Source organism: Pseudoalteromonas sp. BZB3, assembly GCF_040104455.1.
In the GTDB taxonomy this organism is placed as follows: Bacteria; Pseudomonadota; Gammaproteobacteria; order Enterobacterales; family Alteromonadaceae; genus Pseudoalteromonas.
Window position 1 is genome coordinate 158,616 of the sequence record NZ_JBECOS010000001.1, and the last position, 22,328, is coordinate 180,943.

Genomic DNA, 22,328 nt, shown 5'->3' on the forward strand with positions numbered 1-22,328 from the left:
CTCAAAAAAGGCACGCTGTTGACTCCGTGCCTTTTGAAACCTACTAGGTATCTTTAAAAAAAGAAGAGAGTAAAGTTATTCTAAAATCCACTTTGAGTGCTGTTCATCTGCACTGCCTGTCGAAGTTAATTGTGGACGCTGCTTATCTTGGTTATACCAAAAATACTGCCGCCAATAGGTATTTTTAATATTCCATAGGCCCCCTTGATAAACAAACTCGTACTCCGCTTGTTTTGGCGAGTTCCATAATTTTCCATACCCTGATGAAGACCCACTATAGCTTAAGAACAATGCAGGTGCTTGGCGACTTCGTAAATAGTAACGCCCTTCACTTGCAGGTACTTTGAGCCACTCCACAGGGTTATTCTGCGCTGTGGTTAAGCGTTCATTATTATTTAAAGCCGATACCGACAACGCCTTACCATCTACAGCCGACTTGATCACAACCGCTTTGCCACTGTCAGCTTGCTGTTTAGAAGGTTGCCAGTCGTTTGGTGGTGTTTGCCAAGTAAGTGACTTCCAGCGCCAGTTATAGGGCATTCCCATATAATCATCGTACAGATCTGCGTATCCGGGTTCTGCTTCAATGTTATATAAGCACTGACGACGCTCAACATCTAATTGCGCAACACGCTCAGCTTGATTGGTTGTGCCTACATTTAATTCTCCCATACAGGCTTCAAGTGTTTTACCTGTCCCAGTTTCACCCGGGGCGAGTACATAGGTATGGTCTCTATGCTGTTGATTTTCATACCATGCAAGCATCGCTTGTTCATCAAACGACAACCAATTGTCTATCAAGGTTTGTGCTTCTTGTCTTGCGTAAGCTTCGCGTGCACTTTTGTCTACGGCCATAGTGCGGATAAATGCCGCCCATAGGTCTTTACTTGCTTCTAAGGCCACAAGTGCAACAGGCTTCATATTACTTGCAGAATATGAATCCCACCCTGAATCAAGGCGAGTATTTTCTTGCCAGATCACATCGCCACTGCTGAAGTCGAGTACATCTTTAGTGTCATGTGTGTGCTGCTCTGCACCTTCTGAACATAAATAGGCTTTTACTTGCCATACTTTTTCGTAGTTATCCGCTGGTAAACGTACCGTATGTTCCGGGCTAAATGAGTCTTGGAATAAGTGCACCGCTCGACCAAACAAGAAATAGTTATGATCTACTTCGGCTTTAGCTGAATAGCCTCCACCATCCCACACTTGAATACGCTTTTGCTCTGCCATTGCGGCATTAACAAAGTGTTCAATAAAGCGCTTTTGACCTCGGTAAGCGGCATCTACACCACCTTGACCACCTATGTCATCATAACGACGCATAAAGTGATCTTGTTGAAGATCGGCAGGTTCTTGCGAAATCGCACTAAAGCAGTTTGGTCCAGTCGGATCCGTACTGGCATTCGTCACATTAAACCCAGCAATGTCCACCCAGCGCTCGCCCACAATGGCTGCATAAATATCGTCATACTTAGGTTGGTAACTCGCATTGTTATTACTTTTAGCTTGTATGCGCTGTACTTCATCATACGCCGCAGTTAAATCAGTGCGCTTCGCCAGGCCATGTTGCCAGTGATATCGAGGATCATTAGGATCGGTTTGAATGATGTGCTCTTGGTCTAGCAATTCGAGTGCCGCGGTACGTGTGAGCCATTCGTGACCCATTGGCATAATGCCACCGCCACCTAATTGCGTGAATGCACTTGCTGACGTCGCACCTAGCAGTGCAATACCAATACTCAGTTTTTTGATATTCATAATTTTCCTTATAGAACGGGCTTAATAAGCTTTTTACAGCTCATTTCCTTAAGCCAATAAAAATCATGCGCATAGTAGAGTTAAAACTTTAAAGTTACAACTATGTTAATAAAAGTTTAAAGGGAATAAGTGAGATTTTTTGATAACAGCCCTAAGCGGTTGGGAGAACTCAGGGCTGGAGAGAGTAAATAACCTGAGCTCTGGATAATAAATCTATCTCCAGCGGCTACTTTCAAGGCTAACGGCGTTTAATTTTCTTGCAATAGGCCAGCTATTGACGCGTAAATTTGCCTTGTTATCCTCAAAAGTCTCCGGCTGCAGACTTGGAAAAATTTTACCAGTTAAATATCAATAACTTAGTAAATCTCTTAACCAAAGCTCAGGTTAAATAAATTACTGGCAATTCGCGTTCGGGAAGTTACTGACGTGAGTCGCAATATGATCGGCGTAACTGTTATTTAAAATCGGCGTTGTGCCGTAATGACCCGCATCTTTACCTATGGTAAAGCTTTGAGATGCACTCAACCCAGATTTGATAAATGCTTCAGCATCCGTTTTTGCATTGCCATAAGCACGCACAATTTTAATGCCATTCGCTTCAAGTTTATTAATCTGCTCTGTCTTGTACTCAGCAGTACGAAATAAGCTGGTTTCATTACTTAGCGATGTGCGCAGATAACCTTGAGGCAAACCCATCCAAGACAACCATTTACGCGTACCTTTGGCATACCAATAAACTCGAGCAGTAAGATAAATTGGCTGATAACCTAAATCCAAATAGCTACGCGCTAAGGTATAAGCCTCGTCCTTTGCATCAGCATAATCTATGCCTGTGTAATCACCAATTTGCTCGGCATCAGACTCTGTTAATGTGCCGTCAATGTCGAATAGTACCGCTTCGGTATTTGGCTCTACGACCGTTAAGAAACCTTCTGTGCCTTTGCCATCAGCTGGTACGCCCGCATAAATACGGTATTGGCCTGCAGACATGCCCGGTAAAGATAAAGTCGCTTTGCCATCGCTATTTGTGGTCGCTGTCGATAGATATTGCCACTGCGAGTCGTTCTGACCACGAATATAAAACTTCACTGTTTCAAACTCTAAGTCTTTATGCGCCACACTGCCGTAATCAAACTTAGCCGTTACTGTAACAGGCTTACCTACCGCGACAATTTCATCGTGGATCATATGAAAGCTTGGCAGCCAAGTAATAAAACGATTTGACCAGTTTTTATATTTGCCGGTTTCAAAGCTGGGCGCTTCAAAACGCTGCTCCATCAATTGTGGTTGCGGGCACTGAGGAAGTGCAAAAGCCGAGGCTGTGCTCAGCAGTAGCGGGGCAAAAAGCCATTTATTACTGTTCATATTCTTTCCTTAAGTAAAAACATCAATTACTTAGAATAGAATAAAAACTCAAAGTTACAAAAATGTTAAATGTAAAATAAAAACTTAATTCATACAAAAAGGCCGCGCACTTTTTAAGTGTGTGGCCTTTTATGTGTGCGTATGAAAATGAATTAGGTGTTGCGCGCTTTAGCCACAATTTCGACTTCTTCAGGCACTAAGAACACCCCTGAAATCGCTTTAAGATTGGCCTGCTTCCCTTCAGGTAGACTAAATTCAAACTTATGCGCTAACTGAGCAAACAAGGTATGAATGATGTATTTACCGAAATGTTCACCCAAGCAGCGGCGCTGTCCTAAACCAAATGGGAAAGCCTTACCCAATTGTTTTTTGCTCAACTCGCCATCTTCATCTAAAAAGCGTTCAGGCATAAATTCATGCGGGTTTTCCCACAGCGTTTCATCTCGGGTAATACTGTAATTATTAATCACCAATGGCGTGTCTTCGGCAAGAAAATATCCATCTAATAGTGTGTCTTTACTTGTTGCATAATTGGCTGCAGGCATTGATGTAATTGAACAATGGCGCAATACCTCACTGATAAATGCTTGTGTATAAGGCAGATCCGCTTTGTGCTTATTCAGTGGCACCGCGTTTTTACCCACCACTTCATCGAGTTCTTTTTGTACACGCTGCTGCTGTTTTGGAAAAGCAGCCAAGTATAACAAGGCCCAGCGCATAGCAAATGCACCAACACCGCCACCAGCTCCCGCAACTTGAGTCAGTGAACCGATGACAATTTCTTTTTCATCAATATTTAAAGCAGCTTTCGTTTGCGCATCAACACTGTCATTGGCAGCAAACAAATAATCACATAAATCACGATACTCGCCCGGTTTATAATCGGCTTTACGACGGTCAACATTGAATGACACGTACTGATCAAGGGCGCTCAAGTTACCGCTAAACTTTTCAATCGCATCACCATACTGAGCGTAATATTTCTCTTGCAGCTCAGTAGGCATCAACTCGTAACGCGTGCTGTTAATAAAGCCATTTGGTAACCAACTTAAGCTTTTCTCGTCAAACAGGCCTTTTTCAAACTCACCAAAGCGATCATCAAACATGACCTTATGTAAAAAGCTAGCAAGCTTAATTGACACTTCGCGATTCGGATCAAATGGCTTGCCCTCATCGGCTTGCCATACCGCTGCGATATCCTCAATTTCAGTGGTCATCCATTGCTCAATGTTATCCCAGCGCGTGGCAAAATATTCACGCATGGCATGGGCAAATACTTTACGATGCACCTGCCAAGGCTCGCCAGCTTCTAACTCTAAAAAGTGCTTTTGTGGTGCCACTTGCAGAATTTTATAGTCGGCTCGTACATTAAACACATCATTCTGTGTGACCAATGCTTCTTTGATGTATTGATAGCCGTTTAATACCACCAAATTGCCCTTGGCTGTTTCAACCGAGTAGATATCTCCGTACTTCTTTGATAGAGACTCGATAATTAGGTGGTATTCCTCACCCCAAAAAAACAGCTGCCCGTCTTCGCTGTTAAATGGGATGTGAGGAATACTCGGAGTCAGTTTGTTAATGTCTAAATTGATTTGTGGTTGCGCCACGACGCTGTCTGTATTTTTCATTGCTCAAATTCCGCTGACTAAAGTTGGTGTTGCAGTGGTCGCTGCACTCGCTGTGAATTGCTCTGATTGCAGATACCAAACGAAAGGAAACTTTTCGGTGATCCGGAAGATCTTTTTACCCTGAGAGAACACCAAGTAGGTGCGATACAACACCAAATCATGACTTGAAATCGCAAAGTGAGGTGCTAGCTCATTGGCATATTCAAATCCCCATGACAGCAAGGTTTTATAAGTTTCAACCTGAAACTTTTCCCAAGCTTTGCCGATGGGGATCTGAGAATGAGTCAGGGCGCGAGAAAAATTCACGTTCATGTTTCCGTGATAAACCAAGGAGTCGGCATACAGGTACGGCAAGCCTGAGGTCTCGCCTTGCAATAAAATAACCCGCCTTTGGCAATGTGTTTCAGCTTGTTGTTCACTCGACGTTGTGGCGATCGTGTCACTATCAACATCGGCTTCAAACAGTTTATTCACCACCAACTTTTCATCGACAATACTTTCGATTAATTGGGTTACTGTGCCATCGGTGCCTAAGATGATTTTTTGCAAATAGCTTAAACGACTTAAATTAAAGCGGTGTGGTTGCAACGCATCATTTAGATTGCACAAGCACTCATCGGTTAGTCGGATCATAACGTTTTCCCGTCCCTGAGCAGCTATTTACTGAGCTCACGTAAGCCATCAAGGCGTAAACGTGAGAGTAGTTTTTGGGTGATCAAAGCCAACTCAAAATGAATGATGCGTGGCCAAGAACTGATATTTGGAAAGCCTAATAAGAACGAGCGCGCTGTATGAGTCATTTTATTTGGGCCATCTAAACGGTATTGCACTGCAAACTGCGGGTTATGCAATAGCTTTACGCGCAACAGTGGATCTTTAAACAAGCTAGGGATCTCAGGCATGCAGCCAACCAGCTTTGCCATAGAATCCATGTAATGGCAGTAGTTCACCAAAGAGGCCACATGTGGGGTGATCTTATACTCCGTCTGCCAGTGTTCGGTATCGTATTTAATGATGTCGACCATTTCTGATAGTGGTGGTAATGGTTTCTCGCCACTGGCCAGTTGTGATAAATAACGACATTGCATTTCAGCAATAACCGGAATGCCCCCTTGTTGCGGACGAACAAAACCGATAAACGACAGTGAGTCACCCATTTCAGGAATAAACATTTGTTTATACAAATCACGCATATTGCTGATACTTACGTCTAAAAAAGGGAAGCTCAGTTGATAGCCCGTGCAAAATACCACAGCATCAATTTCTTCACGTGTGCCATCTTGAAACACCACGGCATTTTTTTCAAAACGTACAATACCACCAATATTAGGCACTACTTTTCCATCGGCGATTGGCCTGAATAGTCGCTCATTTTTAGTGACGGCCTGATGGTGAGAAGGGCCTGATTTTTTCAACCACTCACCTCTGATCCGTACATGATCGTTACGGCTATTCACATACTTATTGAAAATACCTTTGGTGATCCCACCATGATAACGATGAGGTAATTTGTTCACGATGCGTGATGTTAACCAGCTGGTATCTATGGTGAAGTAAGGATCTTCTTGGAACGCCATATAGCGTGGTGCCACCGCTGGGTAACGGCGCAGCGATAAGATACATTTACTCGAAACTTCTGAAATCTCAGAAGTAATGTCGGCACTACTTTCCCCCAAACCGACACATAACACACGTTTACCGGCATATTTGTGCTTATCGCGGTAATCATTCGAGTGCTCAATTTCGCCCTCGAACATGTCTAAACCAGCAAGCTCAGGCAGTTTTGGCTTTTGGAAATGACCCGAGCAAACGGCAACCATATCAAAGGTGTCAGTTTGTTCAGCCATGCCATGTTTCGTGGTGACCTGCCATTTTCCCGCTTGCTTTTCTACCTTTCGTACTTCGTGATCGTAATGAATGTATTGACCTAATTCGAAGCGGGCAAGGTATTCGCCTAAGTAATTAACGTATTCTTTTTTAGACCAGAACTTCAGCTTTTGCTGACTCGGCACGTAATCTGAATACGCCATAAAGTAATTAGAAATGGTTAGGTGCAAATCGTCATAGATTTTTTTATCGGCAAATACACCACCAAAGCTTTCTGCTTTTTCAAAACAGACAACCTCATGGCCCCCGTCTGTAAGCTGTTTGATGGCGGCAATGCCTGATAAACCAGCCCCAATGACTGCGATTTTTTTTCTCATTTTTCATTCCTTGTTTAACTAGGAGGTGCCTGCAGATGCAAGCGTGTTACGCCTCGCTCATCGTGATCTGGGTGTTATTTTCAGATCCCGATTGAGCAGACAACCCAGATAAGCATTGACGCGATAATTTTCCGTTGCGATTACGAGGCAGTGCATCGTGCACTATCACCTGCTCTGGCAACATGTATTTAGGTAAACGTTTGGCACAGTGAATTTTTAGGGTTAATAAAGACGGCGCATCACCCTCTACGGCAATATGCGCATGGAGTGTTTTTTGGCTGCTGAGCTCAACTAAACACTCTTTCACTGCTGGATGCTGGTAAATAGCGCGTTCAACTTCACCAAGATGAACCCGATAACCATTCACTTTCACCATATGATCTTGGCGACCGACATACATCAACTCTCCCAGCTCATTGAAATAGCCGATATCACCTGTGTTATAAGCTTCTGATTGCAGATCTGCGCGCCCCCAATAACCGCTGAAAACAGTCGGGCCAATTACAGTAACAAACCCTTGCTCGCCCGCAGGCAGTGCTTTACCTTGTTCATCACAAATTGATAGCAAAGCATTGCTGGCTGGGTAACCTATAGGCAGCTTGTCTGGTACTACCCGAGGAACTTTGTAGTAACTACATACATTGGTTTCAGTCGGGCCATAAAAGTTGTAAAGCTCGGCATCGGGAAACGCTTCACGAAGGTGTTTAAGCGGTTTAATCGCAAAAGCTTCACCAGCAAAAATAATGGCTCTAAGCTGCTGGCAACGCTCTGCAAAGTCAGCCTCAGCTTCTAGCATCATCACCAATGCGGTCGGCACGGAATACCAAATACTGATCTGCTTTTGGGCCACAAATGACACTAATTTTTGTGCCACATAGCTGTCGATTTCAGATACCAAATGAACACTTGCGCCTGATAATAAAGCCACATAAATATCAAGCACCGATAAATCAAAATGCCAAGGGGCATGATTGGCAAAACGATCTTGCACTGTTGCATTGAGTTTAGTCGCCGACCATTCAATAAAGGCAAGGGCATTTTCATGACTGATTTTGACGCCTTTTGGCACGCCAGTTGAGCCAGAGGTGTAAAGCATATACGCCAAGTCTGTACTTTTACCCTGTTTTGGTAAGTTGAGCTGGCTTGGTTGCTGAGCAGTAATATGTTGCCACGTGTGCACATGCAATACTGAGCTTATTAGCGCATCTTCGTCTAATACCACAAAGTCGCATAAAGCATTATCACCGCGCTGATATTGACTAAACTTAGCTTTATTGGTGATCAATACCTTCATGTCGCAGTCTTGACGAATAATATCCACACGCACTTTCGGATTCATTGGATCGATTGGTACATAAACGGCATTGAGTTTACTCACCGCCAACATGCCAGCCAGTGCTCGACATGACTTATCACACCAAAGTCCCACTCTATCACCCGCTTTAACGCCAATTTTTTGCAGCAGCACAGCAATTTGAGTCGCCCTGAGTTGTAATTCACCATAACTATACGACTCTGTGCTATCGCTCACTGCCAGAGCTTGTTCACCTGCACGCACTAAGCCTTGGGTTAATACTTGATTGAGCAATTTCATAGTAGGCCCAACCTATTGCAGATGAGTTCTCGTTGAATATCAGATGTGCCTGAGAACAACACCGAACCTAGGGCATCACGAATGCTGCTATCTATGCCGCTTTCTTGTAAGTAACCGGCCGCGCCATGAATACGAATGGCGTCAATACCCGATTGCACAAACGCCTCGCTGATAGCTAACTTACTTGATGCCACTGCTTTGGTGTTATCAACGTCTTGCGACTTTTGCCAAGCCGCAAAATACAGCAATAAGCGCGCACTTTGTAAACGTACTTCCATATCGGCAATACGATGTGACACTGCCTGAAATTTGCTGATGGTTTTATCGCCCTGCTTACGGGTATTAGCAAACTCAATGCAGCGCTCTAAATCGTTCTGCATCACACCAATAAATAAAGCAAATAAACAACAGCGTTCCCAATCCATAGAAGCGGCAAAAATACGCGCCCCCTGCCCTTCACTGCCTAGTACATAGTCCTTATGCACTTTTACCTCATCAAAAAAAACTTGGTTTAGCTGCGCCGAATCAAGCCCTAACTTTTTGTAGCTTTTTCCTACTTCAATGCCAGGTAAATCAGCAGGCACAACAAAGGCTGTTTGTCCTAAGTAGCCAAACTTTGGGTTAGTAGTCGCATAGAGAACAAAGTAGTCGGCTACACTGCCATTAGTCACATAAGACTTAGCGCCATTGATGATGTAGTAGTCACCCTCTCTGGTTGCCTTGGTGGTTAATTTGCCAATATCTGAACCTGCTTCAGCTTCAGAAATGGCATTTGCCGCAATTTTCTCACCGCTGGTCAGTGCCGGTAACAATTCATGTTTTAGTGTTTCACTGCCATGTTCATAAATCGGCATAACGCAAGCAAAGGTGTGCGCAGCACCGGCAAATAAAATGCCGGTATCTGCACAACCTTGACCAAGACCCTCTAAAATTTTAACTGTGGTTAAAATGTCGAAACCACTGCCACAAGGCGAGTAGCGGCTATCTACGGGTAAACCGTAGTAGCCAAACTCACCCAGTGAATGCCAAGCTTCCATTGGAAACTCGCCTGCAGAGATCTTCGAAAAGTCGAGATCTCGTGCAAAGCTCAAGGCGTGCTCATGTAATGCGAGCTGATCCTCATTCCACGCAAAGTTCATGATCTATCCTCAACCAGCCATTTGTTTGCGGTCGTATTCTTCAATGGCATTTCTAAAGATGGTCGGGGCTTTCCATCCTTCACAATCAAAGCAACAGCCACCTAATAGACGGATGACTTCATCGCGTAAATCAGGGTTTTGCATTTGATAGCCAAAGAAAATTGGGTAGATCCAGAAGTAACGAATAAGATCTGCAGCAATTTGCTGACCGCCATTACTCCAATCGCGATATTCGTAGAAAGGCGTTTTCCAATCGTTACCATCGATGGCACGTTTAATTGCATCGGCAGCCTTAATACCCTCTTTCATGGCGAATGACACGCCATAAGAGAAAATTGGATCTAAGAATCGATGCGCGTCACCGATACACAACCAACCATCACCGACAAACGGCTCAATACGGTAAGAGAAGTCTGCCATAGATTGCGATTCACCTACGCGCTCTGCGTTTTTGAAACGGCGTCTGATCTCCGGACTGATATGCTCCATACCCCATTCGATGGCATCGTCTGGGTTTTTACACTCTTTGTAGTACAAGTCTTTCGGGATCACTATCCCTAGACTATCTGTGTCTGGCGAGATTGGAATGATCCACGACCAGTGATACTGCTTTGAATATAAAATGGTGGTATTCGTTGAGAAAGGCGGTAAATCGCGCTCAACATTTTTATAATGTGCAAAAGAAGCGATCTGCTGTGAAAAGAACTCGATTTCACGTTTTCCTGCAATGCCCTTGCGCGATAAAAAGGTATTTTGACCACTGGCATCTACCAGTACCTTTGAGCGTACTTGACGCTCAACGCCATCGGCTTTATAAATCGCGCCAACCACTTTTTCTTCATGTTTGATCACGTCTTTAACTAAGCCTTGCTGATATTCAACGCCATGCTCTAGGGCTTTACGCTTTAACATGTTATCGAAGTCGCTACGGCGTACCTGCCAAGTCGGCGCTAAGATAGGAATAAAGAACTCATTTTTTGATAATGAACCAATCACGTTCACACCGGGTTTGTCTGGGAAGCCTGCTGCATTCATTTCATCCGCCAAACCGAGATCGCGTATGATCTGCCCCGCATTACCTGTTAATGATTCACCAATGTGAAAGCGCGGAAACTCATCTTTTTCAATACATAAAACCGATAAGCCTTTTTTGCGACACTCTATGCCACATAAGCTGCCTGCTGGGCCACTGCCAATAATAACGACGTCGTAACTTTTAAACTGATCCATTACATTGCTTCCCTATTTAAGAAATCTTCCACTACCCAAACAAATTCTTCTGGGCGTTCAGAAGCCGAGAAGTGACCACAGCGAGAAAGGCGAGTAACACTGGCGTTATCAAGTAGCTCAGCGGCTTTTTCACTCCATTCTGGTGGAATAATTTGGTCGTGGTTACCTGCCACAAATAAAGTAGGTACCATCACCCCATCAAAGGTTTTCGCGATAGATTGACGCGCATAATCGTCTAAGAAGCTGTGATAGGCAGGGCGAGACAGAACATCATCAAGTAATGACTCTAAGGCTGGTGTCATCTTTGGTGGGTGGTAATAAGCGGCTGCCAAGAATTGCTCTGGGTTTGACGACATTTTCTTTAAGTCGCACCACCAGTTTTCGACGTCTTCAACTAAACCAAAGCCACTACAAACTAGGGCTTTTACTTTTTCAGGGAAGCGACGGGCAATCTCAGTTGCAATCATGCTACCTGCAGAGTTTGCCACCAGCACCCACTCTTGCTCTTCAAGCGTTGCAAGGTATTGCAATGTAAACTCAACATGATCAACATAAGATGGCGCTTCATTAGCACTTTGGCTCAACCCAAAACCCGCTAAATCAAGCGCCACGGCATTGTGACGACCTTGTACTGAACGCAGTGTTGAAGACCAAGATGTCGAAGGATTGCCAAGTGCAGGGAGTAAAATCCATAAAGGCCCATCGCCTTTGACTCGCAATACGTGCTGCTTAAAGCCTTCACCCGCATCCACCAACTCACTCTGAATGCCATAGCTTTCCTGTAACTTAACCAGGCGCTCTAGCTCAGATACCGATTGCTCAGCCTGCATCTCATCTTTTGTGCTTAAGGTGTTAATAAGTGCTGCAAGTGTTTCTATATTCTCAAAATGCACAGGGGTAATATCGTGCTCAGGGATCTTCGCACCATAGCGCTGATCTACATGCGCAAGTAATCTCACCATCGATAGTGAGTTTAAAATACCTAGCTCTAAAAGCGGTGTGTGCTGATCTAAATCAGGTGCCGCACCTTCAAGTAATTCGTTATTTATAAAGTCGATTAGTTCTTCAATCATGCTAGTTTCCTGTCTAGTCTTTGCAAATCCTTCAGCCACGACTTATTTGCTTTGAATAATAAGCGATGCCGCGAATGTTCGGGTTCAGTTTGAATCTATTAAAAACCTTACAGGGAATGTTGATATAGCCATATAGCCCCTGTGGACTATGGCCTTGGTCCGTTGGGACTATAGGAATGTTCTACGCTTAGCTATACCTTGATGGCTCGCTATCACAGTTAGGAAGACTGCAATGCAGCAAACTAAAAATCACTTAGTCAGCCCGGTTAGTCGCGCTGATATTCCTGAGTTAGAGCCCATTTTGCAGGGCATTGAGAACAATCTAGGGTTTATTCCAAACGGCATTTTAACCATGGCTAAAAACCCTATGCTAGCTAAAGCATTTGGGCAGTTGTTTGGGTGCTTAAGCCAATTTGAACACATCAGCACAGAACTAAAATGGGCGATTGCCACCATTAGTTCTAATGCTGCGGGGTGCCAATATTGTCAGGGGCATTTCTCGCATATCGCTAGTCGCGTGAATGTGAATCGTGCCAAGGTGTTGGCCGCATTTGAATTTGAAACCAGCATTTTATATGAAGATGCTGAACGCGCAGCACTTCGCTTTGCATTTGCTGCAAGCACCTCGCCTGCTCACCTAGAAAAACACCATTATGACGACTTAGGCAAGCACTTTAGTGAAGCAGCAGTGATTGAGATCTCAGCGGTCATCGCCATTTGTGGTTTTTTAAACCGCTGGAATACCACTATGGACAGTCAACTAGAGGCCGATCCAGCGGCTATCTTGGCTGAAATTAATCAACTAAGTCGTTTTTCGATGTAGGAGCTGTTATGCCTGATATTACATTTATTGATTTTAGCGGCAATGAAACCACCATAGATGTGCCAGCAGGGACTTCTTTAATGCAAGCCGCGATGGAAAACATGATCGACGGCATTGAAGCTGAGTGTGGTGGTTCAGGCAGTTGCGCAACTTGTCATTGTTATTTAACTGACGACTGGCAAGGCAAAGTAAACGAACCAAATAGTAGTGAAGCAGATATGCTAGAAATGGTCTCAGAGCCGACGGAGTTAAGTCGTCTAAGTTGCCAGGTTTTAGTGTCTGATGAACACCATGGCTTGCAAGTAAGATTACCAGAATCTCAATACTAGATTTGGATAATCTGAGCGTTAGCCACAAAATTAAAGGATAACATCATGGCAAGATGCATCATCATTGGCGGCGGACATGCTGGCGCGCAAGCGTGTATTAGCTTAAGGAAAGAAGGCTGGACTGACGAAATTGTTTTGATCAGTGATGAACACAGCTTGCCCTATCATCGCCCACCGCTTTCTAAAAATTATTTATTGGGTCAGGTAGATGAAAAAGGCTTATTAATAAGACCTGAGCAAGCCTACCAAAAAGATAACATCACCCTAAAATTACGCACTCGAGTGGCAAGAATAGAGCCCGCTTTACAAAGTGTGGTACTGCAAAATGGTGAGCGCCTAAGCTATGACCATTTGCTACTGTGCACGGGCAGTCGGGCGCGTAAAATCACTTGTTCAGGCAGTGAATTAAATAATGTTTTTTATATAAAAACCCTGAAAGATATTGAACAGTTAGCCACACGGCTTAGCACAGATAAACAACGTATTTTGATGGTTGGAGGCGGCTACATTGGTTTAGAAACCGCTGCTGTACTCAATAAAATGGGCCATCAAATAACACTACTAGAGCAAGCGCCGAGATTGCTTGCTCGCGTTACCGCTCCGTTTATTTCTGAGTTTTATCAGCAGCTTCACCAACAACAGGGCGTAGATATACATACCAACACACAAGTTTTAGCATTCACCGGTGAGCAAACCGTGACTGGGGTGCGTTGTAAAACACTTACCCAATTAGACGCTCCTGAGCAGTATTTTAATGCCGATTTAGTCATTGTTGGTATTGGCGCCGAAATTAACACTGAGCTTGCTGAACAAGCTGGATTACTGGTGGAGCAAAATGGCATTGTGGTCAATGAACTATGCCAAACCACAGATAAAAATATTTATGCTGCAGGCGATTGCACCATAGGTATTGAGTATCACAGTGGTATCGCAACACGTATTGAATCTGTGCCAAATGCGTTAGCACAAGCAAAAACTGCTGCTGCGACTATATGTGGTAAACATCAGGCGGTGACGTCAGTGCCTTGGTTTTGGTCTGATCAATACGACTGTAAAATTCAGATCGCAGGCTTAAATCATGGCTATGACAACACTGTATTACGTCAACATTCATCAAACAGTTTTTCATTGTGGTATTTAAAGCAAGGCCGAATCATCGCAGCAGATTGCATTAACACGGCTAAAGATTTTATGGCCGCAAAAAAGATCATAGATAAAAAAATCTCTCTGCCTATCGACATGATAGGCAATACCGATATTGATTTGATAAAACAACTATCAGGTCGCTCCCAAGCTATTTAGTCTTAAATCCATTCATTTCAACCATCCAACGCTAATTAAGCCTAGTGTTTGAGCCCGTCAGGGCTCTTTTTTTCTCAGCTAAAAAAGCCACAGCGGTTTGCCTCGCTGTGGCCTTTAAATTTTGTTACTCGGTTTAAATTGATTTTACAACTACGTTAACTTTTACATTACCATCTAACCCGTGCTCGTTAGCCGCATTGCTCGAGTCTATACCATGATGACTGTGATAAGGCTTTGCTACCCCAAAGTCTTCTAAAATGCTATACAAACAAGGTAACACCAGCAGTACCAAACAAGTGGAGGCTAAAATACCAAACACAATGCTGGTCGCCAGCGGAATTAAGATCTGCGCCTGCAAACTAGTTTCGAACAATAATGGCGTCATACCCGCTATTGTGGTCACTGATGTTAACACCACCGCACGAAAACGGTCGTGACTTGCTTGAGCGGCAGCATCTTGTACTGACAAACCCTCTTTGACACGACGCTTCACAAATTGCACTAACAAAATTGAATCATTAACAACAATACCTGCCAACGAAATAAAGCCCATTAGCGAGGGCATCGAGAAGTTAATTCCCATAATAAAGTGACCTAAAATAACGCCTATCATGGCAAACGGAATAGACACCATGACAATTAAAGGCTCAATATAACTTTGGAATTGCAAAGCCAACAGCAAGAAAATACCTATCATGCCGAGTAACATAGCGCGGCGCATAGACGACTGGGTGATCCCCGCATTTTTGACTTCACCTTCAATACTGTAAGCCATATCGGGAAAGCGTGAATTGAGCTCAGACAGCCAGCGTTTTTCGACATCTTTGACCACCGCAGAGGCGGTATTAAGCTCACTGTCGATATCAGCGAATACAGAAACCGTCGGCATATTATTCACGCGGTTGATCACCGCAAGCCCTCTGGTTTGCTCGATATTAACTAGCGCAGCTAAGGGAATGGCAACTTGGCTTTTTGGATGAATAATCAGAAAGTTATCAAAATCACTGTATTCGTCCATGCTTTGCGCTGCCAGTTTTACTGTCACTTCGTAATTTTCGAGCCCAACATGAATGTCAGATAATTTGCTGCCTTGAAATGCTGGCCTAAGTTGCTGGGCAATGTCCGCAGAGGTAATGCCCGTAACTAATGCATCCGGTTTAAGCGTCAAGGTAAACTCAGGTTTGCCCGGCCTCAAATCGTCGGTAATATTTTGCACTCCAGGATAACCCTTTAACCAGTTTTTTAGCTCATAGGCTGTCCGACTCAACTGCTCTATGTCGTCAGACTGCAAACGAATATCGACCGCTCTGCCCTGCGGTCCCAATTTAGGCTCTTTGAACGATAAGCTCAGCGCCTCTGGTACATCACCTAATTCTTTGCGCCACAGATCCGAAAAAGCCTGCAAATGGGTATTGCGCTGCTCGGCACTGAGTAAATCCACAGAAATATAGGCCAAGTTGGCTCCTTGATCTTGGTAGTCTGGGTTTTGCCCATACACCACAGTGCTGGCAATCACCAACTCGCCGTCTTCTTGCTCGCTGAGTTTTGCATTGGTGCGCGCCAAAGCTTGCTCAATCTTTCGCATGGTTTGCTGGGTTTTAACCAACGGCGTGCCATTTGGCATTAACAAACGCGCTTGTAATACATCACCATCAATATCAGGGAACGCGGTAAATTTCAGCACGCCAGAAATCAACATACTCAGAGACAATAAAAAGGTGGCGATCACCGCTCCAAACACCAAGTAGCGATAGCGGATCAACACATGGTTCAAATGCAATATCTGCTGATTCCAATGGGTAAACTTAGTTTCAAACCGAGCGCGAATTGCACCAACACGTTGTGCCCATTTTCCGTCTTTGCTTTTACTTTGTAAGGCATGACTTAAGTGGTTCGGCAAAATAAAGAAGGCTTCAATCAAAGAAACAGTGATAACAGAAATAAGCACAATGGGGATCACTTTTAAGATCTGCCCTAAATTACCCTCAATAAAGATCAAACCAACAAAAATACATAACGTAGTAACAAAAGAAGAACACACGCCAGGCAAGACGACTTTAGTACCTTGAAGCACGGCATCTTGCACTTTTAAGCCTTTTTCAATATGCGAACCAATAGACTCAGCGATCACGATGGCATCGTCCATTAAGATCCCAAGCGCCAATAACAGCGCCACCATAGAGAGCATATTGATTGAGATCCCTAAGTGCATCATTAGAAAGAAACTCGCTAAAAATGACACAGGTAGACCCATCACCACCCAAAACGCATATTTAAAAGAGAAAAACAGCCACATTACAAAAAATACCAACAACAAACCTTGCCACGCATTGGTGAGCAACAGATTGATCCTGTCTTTAACTAAACTGGTGTTGTCGTTGGTTAAGGTTAAATGCACCCCACTAGGCAAACTGGTTTGTAACTTTGCCAGCACCGCTTCGGTGGCATGTAGCACCCTTAAACTATCTTCGTTGGTGTTCTTTTTAATGGTGATTATGGCCGCTGGCACACCGTTAAAAAAGATCTGCTTTTCATCGCGTTCAAACGTATCGCTCACTTGCCCTAAATCAGCGATGCGCACATGATTACCTTGTGTGCCTGTGCTCACTACTACATCTGCCAACTGCTCCGCAGAGCGACGTTCGTCTTTAATACGAATTTGCGTGTCGGCTTCTGAAGTTTCGAGCACACCGAGCGGCAGTTCGATATTCTGCGCAGTTAAACGCTGACTCAAGGTTTGCAAGCTCATGCCGTATTGTTGCAGCGCGTCTTGCGATGCTGTCACACGCAGTTGATGTTTCGAAAAGTCGTTGATTTCAACAATCGGAATGTCTGGATGGCGCAGTAAAGTCACTTTAACTTGCTCAGCTAAGGCTTTTAACTCAACGCGCGATAAACCGTTGTCTGCTCCATTTTGTGCCGCATGAGTGCTCACAGCGACACTCACCACATCTTGTGTACGCCCTCGCTCGTTTATGGTCCATTGCTCAACCTGAACAGGAAAATCATCTATGGTGTCGATGGCATTTCTAACGTCAGTACTGAACTGTTCAAAGTCACCTTGTTCAAACATTTTGACCGTCATCTGGCCTACATTTTGTCTTGCCACACAATGTTTTTCTTCTAAAAAGCTGATCCCATCTAAGGCACTCTCTAGACTTAAGCAGATCTTTTGTTCGACGTTTTCTGCACTGGCTCCGGGGTAAGGCACCACGATATCGAGCTGGTACTGGTTGATTTTAGGTAAAGTTTCACGGTGAATTTGCGGTAGGCTGACTAAGCCAATCACAATAAACAGCAGCATTAAAATATTGGCTGCTGTGGGGTGTGCAGCAAAGAAGCGGATCATTATTACAGCTCCTTCACTGATGTCACTGCTAATACGGCATTTTCTGGTACTAACTGTAATTTACTGCCTGCGATCACAGGAAACAGATCTGTGGTGACCAGTTTCGCACCTACTAACTTTTCATCTTGAAATAAGAAATAATTTTGCTGCTTCAGCGCATGTCGCGTATCAAGCTTTTGTAATGTGTTTTGTGCATCGGCTAAAAGCGCATAGCGACCTTTTACTATCGCCCTCGGCACTGCAATGAAGTTTTGTTCTGTGGCTAGTAATGTTACTTTTGCGCGCATACCTGCCAATAGGGGCGGCTTGTTTGCTAACTCGATATTTTTATAACTATCGTCAATGGTAACAACCACCCCAACAGTTTGGCTTTGTGGGTCTATTTCATCACTCATACGAGCAATTTTAGCCTGCCAGCGCATACCTTCATGACCCAATAACTCGACCTGAGCTTGCAAACCTTGTTCGTCAAAATAGGCGGCCATACCTTGGGCGGATACCGTTGTAATATTAGGCGGACGTTGAAAGAATCCCGTAAATTGATGAAAGCTGTTAAAGGTGAATTGGGCATTTATTTGTACTTGCGCCACATCGCTGGCACTGAATAATGGCATGCCCATGGTGACCCATTGCGATTGCTCAATATTCACTTTATGGATACGTCCCGTAAATGGCAGACGAACTTGTGTACGTTCAATCGCAAGCTCTGCTTGTTTCACATCGGCTTGGGCTTTATTGACTCCCGCCTGTAGAGCTTTGATCTCTAACGGCAACAAGCTTTTGGTATTTTCGTTACGTTGCAAGTCTTGCTGTTGCAATAACACTTGTTGCTGGGCTCTATCTAGCTCATTTTGAGATATGCTTTTTTGCTTAAGTAAACGCGCTAAGCGCTCGTATTCGCTTTGCGCTATTTTGAGCTTATTGTGGCTAAGTTTAATGTCGAGCGCATTATTCAATTGTGCGGTCTTCTTGGCTGCAAGTTCGACCTCTGCTGCAGCTAAGTTGGCATTGGCTTTTGCCAGTTGGAGTTGGTAATCACTGTCATCTATAGTTAGTAATAAAGAGCCTTGCTCAAATAACTCGCCTTTTTTTAGTGCTGGATGCACATAGGTAATTTTACCCGACACTTCAGCAATACTATTAAATTTAATATTTGGCTCTACGCGTCCAAAGCCCACTATTTCTGGCTTTATTGCTCGCTGATTGAGCAACTGATAATGCGCTAATTGACCGTCATCAGTCGCAGGCTGATGCTGCATTGACGCATTTAATTTAACTATGATGACAACTAATAGAACGCCAATCGCCACTGCGATAGGCAAGTTCCTTCTTGCACTAAAATTCCACCTCATGAGTTTGTTGCTCCTTTAAGCCAAAAATAAACTGTAGATATAATTCCTTTACACGCTGTTCGCTTTGTATCTCGGCGTCTTCGATTTGCCAAGCTTGCTGACGTAGTGTTTTAAAAATGTAAGGTGATACCAATTGTGTCATCAGTGAAAAAGCCGCTAGCTTGGCTGTTTTATGGTCATCAATGCCTGCTTCTTGTTTGATTAACTCAGGTAAGAATTGCGACACTCGCTCTGGAAATGCACTCATAAAGGCCTGTGCCAATGGCGTGGTTTTATTGAGAATTTCTTCCGCTAATAAATGCACAAATCCGGGGTTCGTTTGCAGGATTTGATTGAACTGACGCATAAAGTGATAAACAGGCCGAGTTTGTGCATGCAAATCATCAAAATGAGAAAATTGCTCGTCTGCCAAGGCTTGGATCAACTCTACGAATAGGCCTTCTTTGCTATCGAAGTAATATTTGATCATCGCTGAGTTTACTTTTGCTTCGGCAGCTATCTCTCGAATGGTGATCTGGCTATACGACTTCATGTTGAGTAAATGCTGTGCGGCAATAACCAGCTTAGCCTTTTGTTCCGCTTTTTTGGTTTCGCAAACAGGTCTTCCTCGAGTAACTTTTGTTGTCATTTTATTATCTCTATATTTAATTAACCAACTGGTTAATTAAATATAAAGTTCATTATTTAGTCAACTGAAGTTTATTTTTTTATTTATAGAATAGATACTTATGCTAACTCTCTTGATTGCGAGTACCAGTTGATGATTGCTTTTACTGCTGCCATAGTTCATAACCTGTAAAGAATACTTCTAGGCTGATTAACAACAGTAAAAAACTCACTAGTTGGCCAACTTTCACTTTTGAACACACATAAGCCCCAAGCGGTGCGCCAACAACAACAATAGGAATTGCGGCCAATAAATATTGTTCTATTTCAGGCGTAATTTCATTGAGATGCCAAGCATTAATGGCGCTGCCCACCAATGAAGTAAATGCCATCACTACTACAGAGGTTGCGGTCGCTTTTTTGATGTCGGCTTGGTAGGCAATGATAAGCAAAGCAAATAATGCGATATCCGAACCAGACCCCACTAAACCGCTAGCAATACCGCCAACAAACCCAACTAATAAAAAGCGTCCTAAGCTAGGCTTTATATGCTCAGCACTCGGTTGATGATGCGCTTTTCGCCACCAGCGCAGCACCATGGTAATAGCAAAACACAAGAGTAGAAAACTGAAAATCGATTTAACCAATAATCTCGGCGCGAATGGGGCTACATACAACAAACTGATTGCCACGCCTAAAGCCGACATAGGCAATGCCATAAAAACGATGTTGGTATAAATAGGAATACGACGACAAAAAATAGTGATTGCTGCCGCAGTCATACCAAAGCTCTGTATCGCCAGAGAAAACACTTTAGCTGTAGCAGGCTCTATGGCTAAAACCTTGGTCATCACAGGAAATGCGACCGCTCCCCCACCTAAAGCTGTTCCACCGGCCACAAAAGAGCCTAATGCCATTGTTAATGCGATCTCAAATTCATGAACTATTTGCAACAATGAATTCGAGAGGCCTTGTAACCAAATCAATGAAGCATAAATCAGCACAGTAAAATAAAATGGCCATGACGATGGTCGTCGTAATCTTTCAATCATGTTACACCTTGATCCCTTTCAATCACCTGTTAAGTCTAACCATATACGTTGACAGATCGTATAGTCTGATAGGACCATCTATCACTCATGTTGCAAAATCAGAGATCTTGAATCACCCGTCATTACCTCACTCAACTGTGTTATTAGATTACATAAAAATTACTAATATCCGTCTATACGGTCTTACTTTGCTCGTTTCCCACCCAGTTTTATGACAATTACTCAAAATCAATAATTTATTCTTTTTTATTCACAATTTCTTCACTTTTAATTGCTATCAATTCCGCATCCATGCTTTAATTAATCACGCGATTAATTAAATTTGAATTTAGTAACTGCACCGCCTGCAGAATTAATATGAATAAATTCATTACCTTGACATCGTATTTTAAGGAGAATGCACATGTTTTTAGGTTGTACTGAAGAGCTATCTAGTATTTTAAAGGCCATAGAGCTGTTAAAAACATCTATAAAAGACCGTTCTTTTGATATCAATATTTTTGAAGAGGTTATGTTTTTTGCTGAAAAAGAAGCGCTGTACATCGCATTAATTGATAAGTCGAACCTGTCTGTAAAAACTGATTATTCAATCGAATACTCACCTAACCAACAACAACAACTGCTAAAAACCATTAATTGCACTAAATTAAACAATGTAAATTTATTAAAAAGCTATGCAAAAGCGAGAAACCCGTTATCTGATATCGCGACATATGATTTAGATAACCAAGACTCTGGATTTGTAACTTTAGTGGCCTTTAATAATAAACGCTCAAACACATCGGCCCCAGCATCTTATTTGATTGAGCTCATTTTACCCTATCTTCATAAAGCACAGCTGTTTAGATATGAATCAATGCGGGCATTTAATTCACCTATTCATTTGCTTACAGGGCGTGAGAAAGAAGTATTAGACTGGATATCATCAGGCAAAACCAATGGAGAGATTGGTATGATCTTAGGGATCAGCCAATATACGGTGAAGAACCATGTCGCGAAGATTTTAGAAAAATTAAATGCGCCTAATCGCTCGGCAGCCATGGCATTGAATAATGAGTTGAATATATAGGGCTCAGCTTACCATTTGAGTGTTGAATTAAATCAAAACCTTGTTGCGCTAAAGCACAACCTACAGGTAATTGTTTTATTATCTGTAGATTGTCATTTATGGCGACATTATCGTGCAAAATATACGTTGAGAAGCAAGGTTATTTTTGCGCAAGGGCGACGAGTGACCGAAACGAAGTTTCGCAGCACAAGGAGGTGAGGTTATGGATACCCGATGGGCGTAGCTACATGGATGTAAAACAACACTACATCCAAAACTTCATTTACAGTGCGCGATGCAAGGTTACTTTTGCGCAAGGTGAAATGAGTAATCTTAACAGCTGTCATGGAGTACTCAATCAACAGAACGCAATATAAAATCGCTGCTACCAAACTGTTTTAATCTTGTGTAGGTCGTCTTATGGCGACAAAGTATTTTTCATTTCGGTAGCACCGACTTTATGTCGGGTA

At 43.3% G+C, this 22,328-nt stretch carries 17 protein-coding genes; 4 read left to right on the plus strand and 13 right to left on the minus strand.

The features are described from left to right. Positions 1 to 75 precede the first annotated feature (75 nt). The 9 genes from ABMY35_RS00695 to ABMY35_RS00735 form a co-directional block, all read right to left on the minus strand. Positions 76 to 1,761 carry a hemolysin D gene (locus ABMY35_RS00695; RefSeq protein ID WP_349284592.1) on the minus strand — a complete coding sequence of 562 codons (1,686 nt, stop codon included), beginning with the start codon at positions 1,759 to 1,761 and terminating at the stop codon, positions 76 to 78. Positions 1,762 to 2,154: 393 nt separating this feature from the next. After that, on the minus strand, positions 2,155 to 3,126 hold the full coding sequence (locus tag ABMY35_RS00700) for a phosphatidylinositol transfer protein (RefSeq protein ID WP_349284593.1): 972 nt from the start codon (positions 3,124 to 3,126) through the stop codon (positions 2,155 to 2,157). Between the two features lie 152 nt (positions 3,127 to 3,278). After that, on the minus strand, positions 3,279 to 4,757 hold the full coding sequence (locus tag ABMY35_RS00705) for a cytochrome P450 (protein WP_349284594.1): 1,479 nt from the start codon (positions 4,755 to 4,757) through the stop codon (positions 3,279 to 3,281). A gap of 3 nt (positions 4,758 to 4,760) precedes the next feature. Further along, positions 4,761 to 5,390 (minus strand): chorismate pyruvate-lyase family protein, encoded by a 630-nt coding sequence (locus ABMY35_RS00710; protein ID WP_349284595.1) that lies wholly within the window; start codon positions 5,388 to 5,390, stop codon positions 4,761 to 4,763. A gap of 23 nt (positions 5,391 to 5,413) precedes the next feature. Continuing rightward, positions 5,414 to 6,961 carry an NAD(P)-binding domain-containing protein gene (locus tag ABMY35_RS00715; protein ID WP_349284596.1) on the minus strand — a complete coding sequence of 516 codons (1,548 nt, stop codon included), beginning with the start codon at positions 6,959 to 6,961 and terminating at the stop codon, positions 5,414 to 5,416. Between the two features lie 46 nt (positions 6,962 to 7,007). Next, a complete protein-coding gene (locus ABMY35_RS00720; RefSeq protein ID WP_349284597.1) occupies positions 7,008 to 8,555 on the minus strand; it encodes an amino acid adenylation domain-containing protein in 1,548 nt (515 codons plus the stop codon). Beyond that, entirely contained in the window at positions 8,552 to 9,694 is a 1,143-nt protein-coding gene (locus ABMY35_RS00725; protein ID WP_349284598.1) for an acyl-CoA dehydrogenase family protein, read from the minus strand. The genes ABMY35_RS00720 and ABMY35_RS00725 overlap by 4 nt, the downstream gene beginning before the upstream one ends. A 9-nt stretch (positions 9,695 to 9,703) precedes the next feature. Continuing rightward, positions 9,704 to 10,924: an NAD(P)/FAD-dependent oxidoreductase gene (locus ABMY35_RS00730; RefSeq protein ID WP_349284599.1), complete on the minus strand. Its 1,221-nt coding sequence runs from the start codon at positions 10,922 to 10,924 to the stop codon at positions 9,704 to 9,706. Continuing rightward, positions 10,924 to 11,997, minus strand: coding sequence for an alpha/beta fold hydrolase (locus tag ABMY35_RS00735; RefSeq protein WP_349284600.1), 1,074 nt, complete (start codon positions 11,995 to 11,997; stop codon positions 10,924 to 10,926). Before ABMY35_RS00735 ends, ABMY35_RS00730 begins: the two co-directional genes overlap by 1 nt. Before the next feature lie 232 nt (positions 11,998 to 12,229). Here ABMY35_RS00735 and ABMY35_RS00740 point away from each other — a divergent pair, with 232 nt between their 5' ends. The 3 genes from ABMY35_RS00740 to ABMY35_RS00750 are packed head-to-tail and all read left to right on the plus strand — an operon-like array spanning position 12,230 to position 14,451. Further along, positions 12,230 to 12,820, plus strand: a complete 591-nt coding sequence (locus tag ABMY35_RS00740; RefSeq protein WP_349284601.1) for a hypothetical protein — start codon at positions 12,230 to 12,232, stop codon at positions 12,818 to 12,820. 8 nt (positions 12,821 to 12,828) lie between these two features. Continuing rightward, entirely contained in the window at positions 12,829 to 13,149 is a 321-nt protein-coding gene (locus ABMY35_RS00745; protein ID WP_130254559.1) for a 2Fe-2S iron-sulfur cluster-binding protein, read from the plus strand. Between the two features lie 45 nt (positions 13,150 to 13,194). Continuing rightward, positions 13,195 to 14,451, plus strand: a complete 1,257-nt coding sequence (locus tag ABMY35_RS00750) for an FAD-dependent oxidoreductase (RefSeq protein WP_349284602.1) — start codon at positions 13,195 to 13,197, stop codon at positions 14,449 to 14,451. Between the two features lie 133 nt (positions 14,452 to 14,584). On the opposite strand, the gene ABMY35_RS00755 is transcribed toward ABMY35_RS00750, so the two are convergent. From ABMY35_RS00755 to ABMY35_RS00770, 4 genes are all read right to left on the minus strand, one after another. Beyond that, entirely contained in the window at positions 14,585 to 17,800 is a 3,216-nt protein-coding gene (locus ABMY35_RS00755) for an efflux RND transporter permease subunit (RefSeq protein WP_349284603.1), read from the minus strand. 2 nt (positions 17,801 to 17,802) lie between these two features. Next, entirely contained in the window at positions 17,803 to 19,152 is a 1,350-nt protein-coding gene (locus tag ABMY35_RS00760; RefSeq protein WP_349284604.1) for a hypothetical protein, read from the minus strand. Then, on the minus strand, positions 19,136 to 19,780 hold the full coding sequence (locus ABMY35_RS00765; RefSeq protein ID WP_349284605.1) for a TetR/AcrR family transcriptional regulator: 645 nt from the start codon (positions 19,778 to 19,780) through the stop codon (positions 19,136 to 19,138). The genes ABMY35_RS00760 and ABMY35_RS00765 overlap by 17 nt, the downstream gene beginning before the upstream one ends. 142 nt (positions 19,781 to 19,922) lie before the next feature. Next, positions 19,923 to 20,810 (minus strand): sulfite exporter TauE/SafE family protein, encoded by an 888-nt coding sequence (locus tag ABMY35_RS00770; RefSeq protein ID WP_349284606.1) that lies wholly within the window; start codon positions 20,808 to 20,810, stop codon positions 19,923 to 19,925. 403 nt (positions 20,811 to 21,213) lie between these two features. Here ABMY35_RS00770 and ABMY35_RS00775 point away from each other — a divergent pair, with 403 nt between their 5' ends. Then, positions 21,214 to 21,879 (plus strand): helix-turn-helix transcriptional regulator, encoded by a 666-nt coding sequence (locus tag ABMY35_RS00775; protein ID WP_349284607.1) that lies wholly within the window; start codon positions 21,214 to 21,216, stop codon positions 21,877 to 21,879. Positions 21,880 to 22,328: the final 449 nt, after the last annotated feature.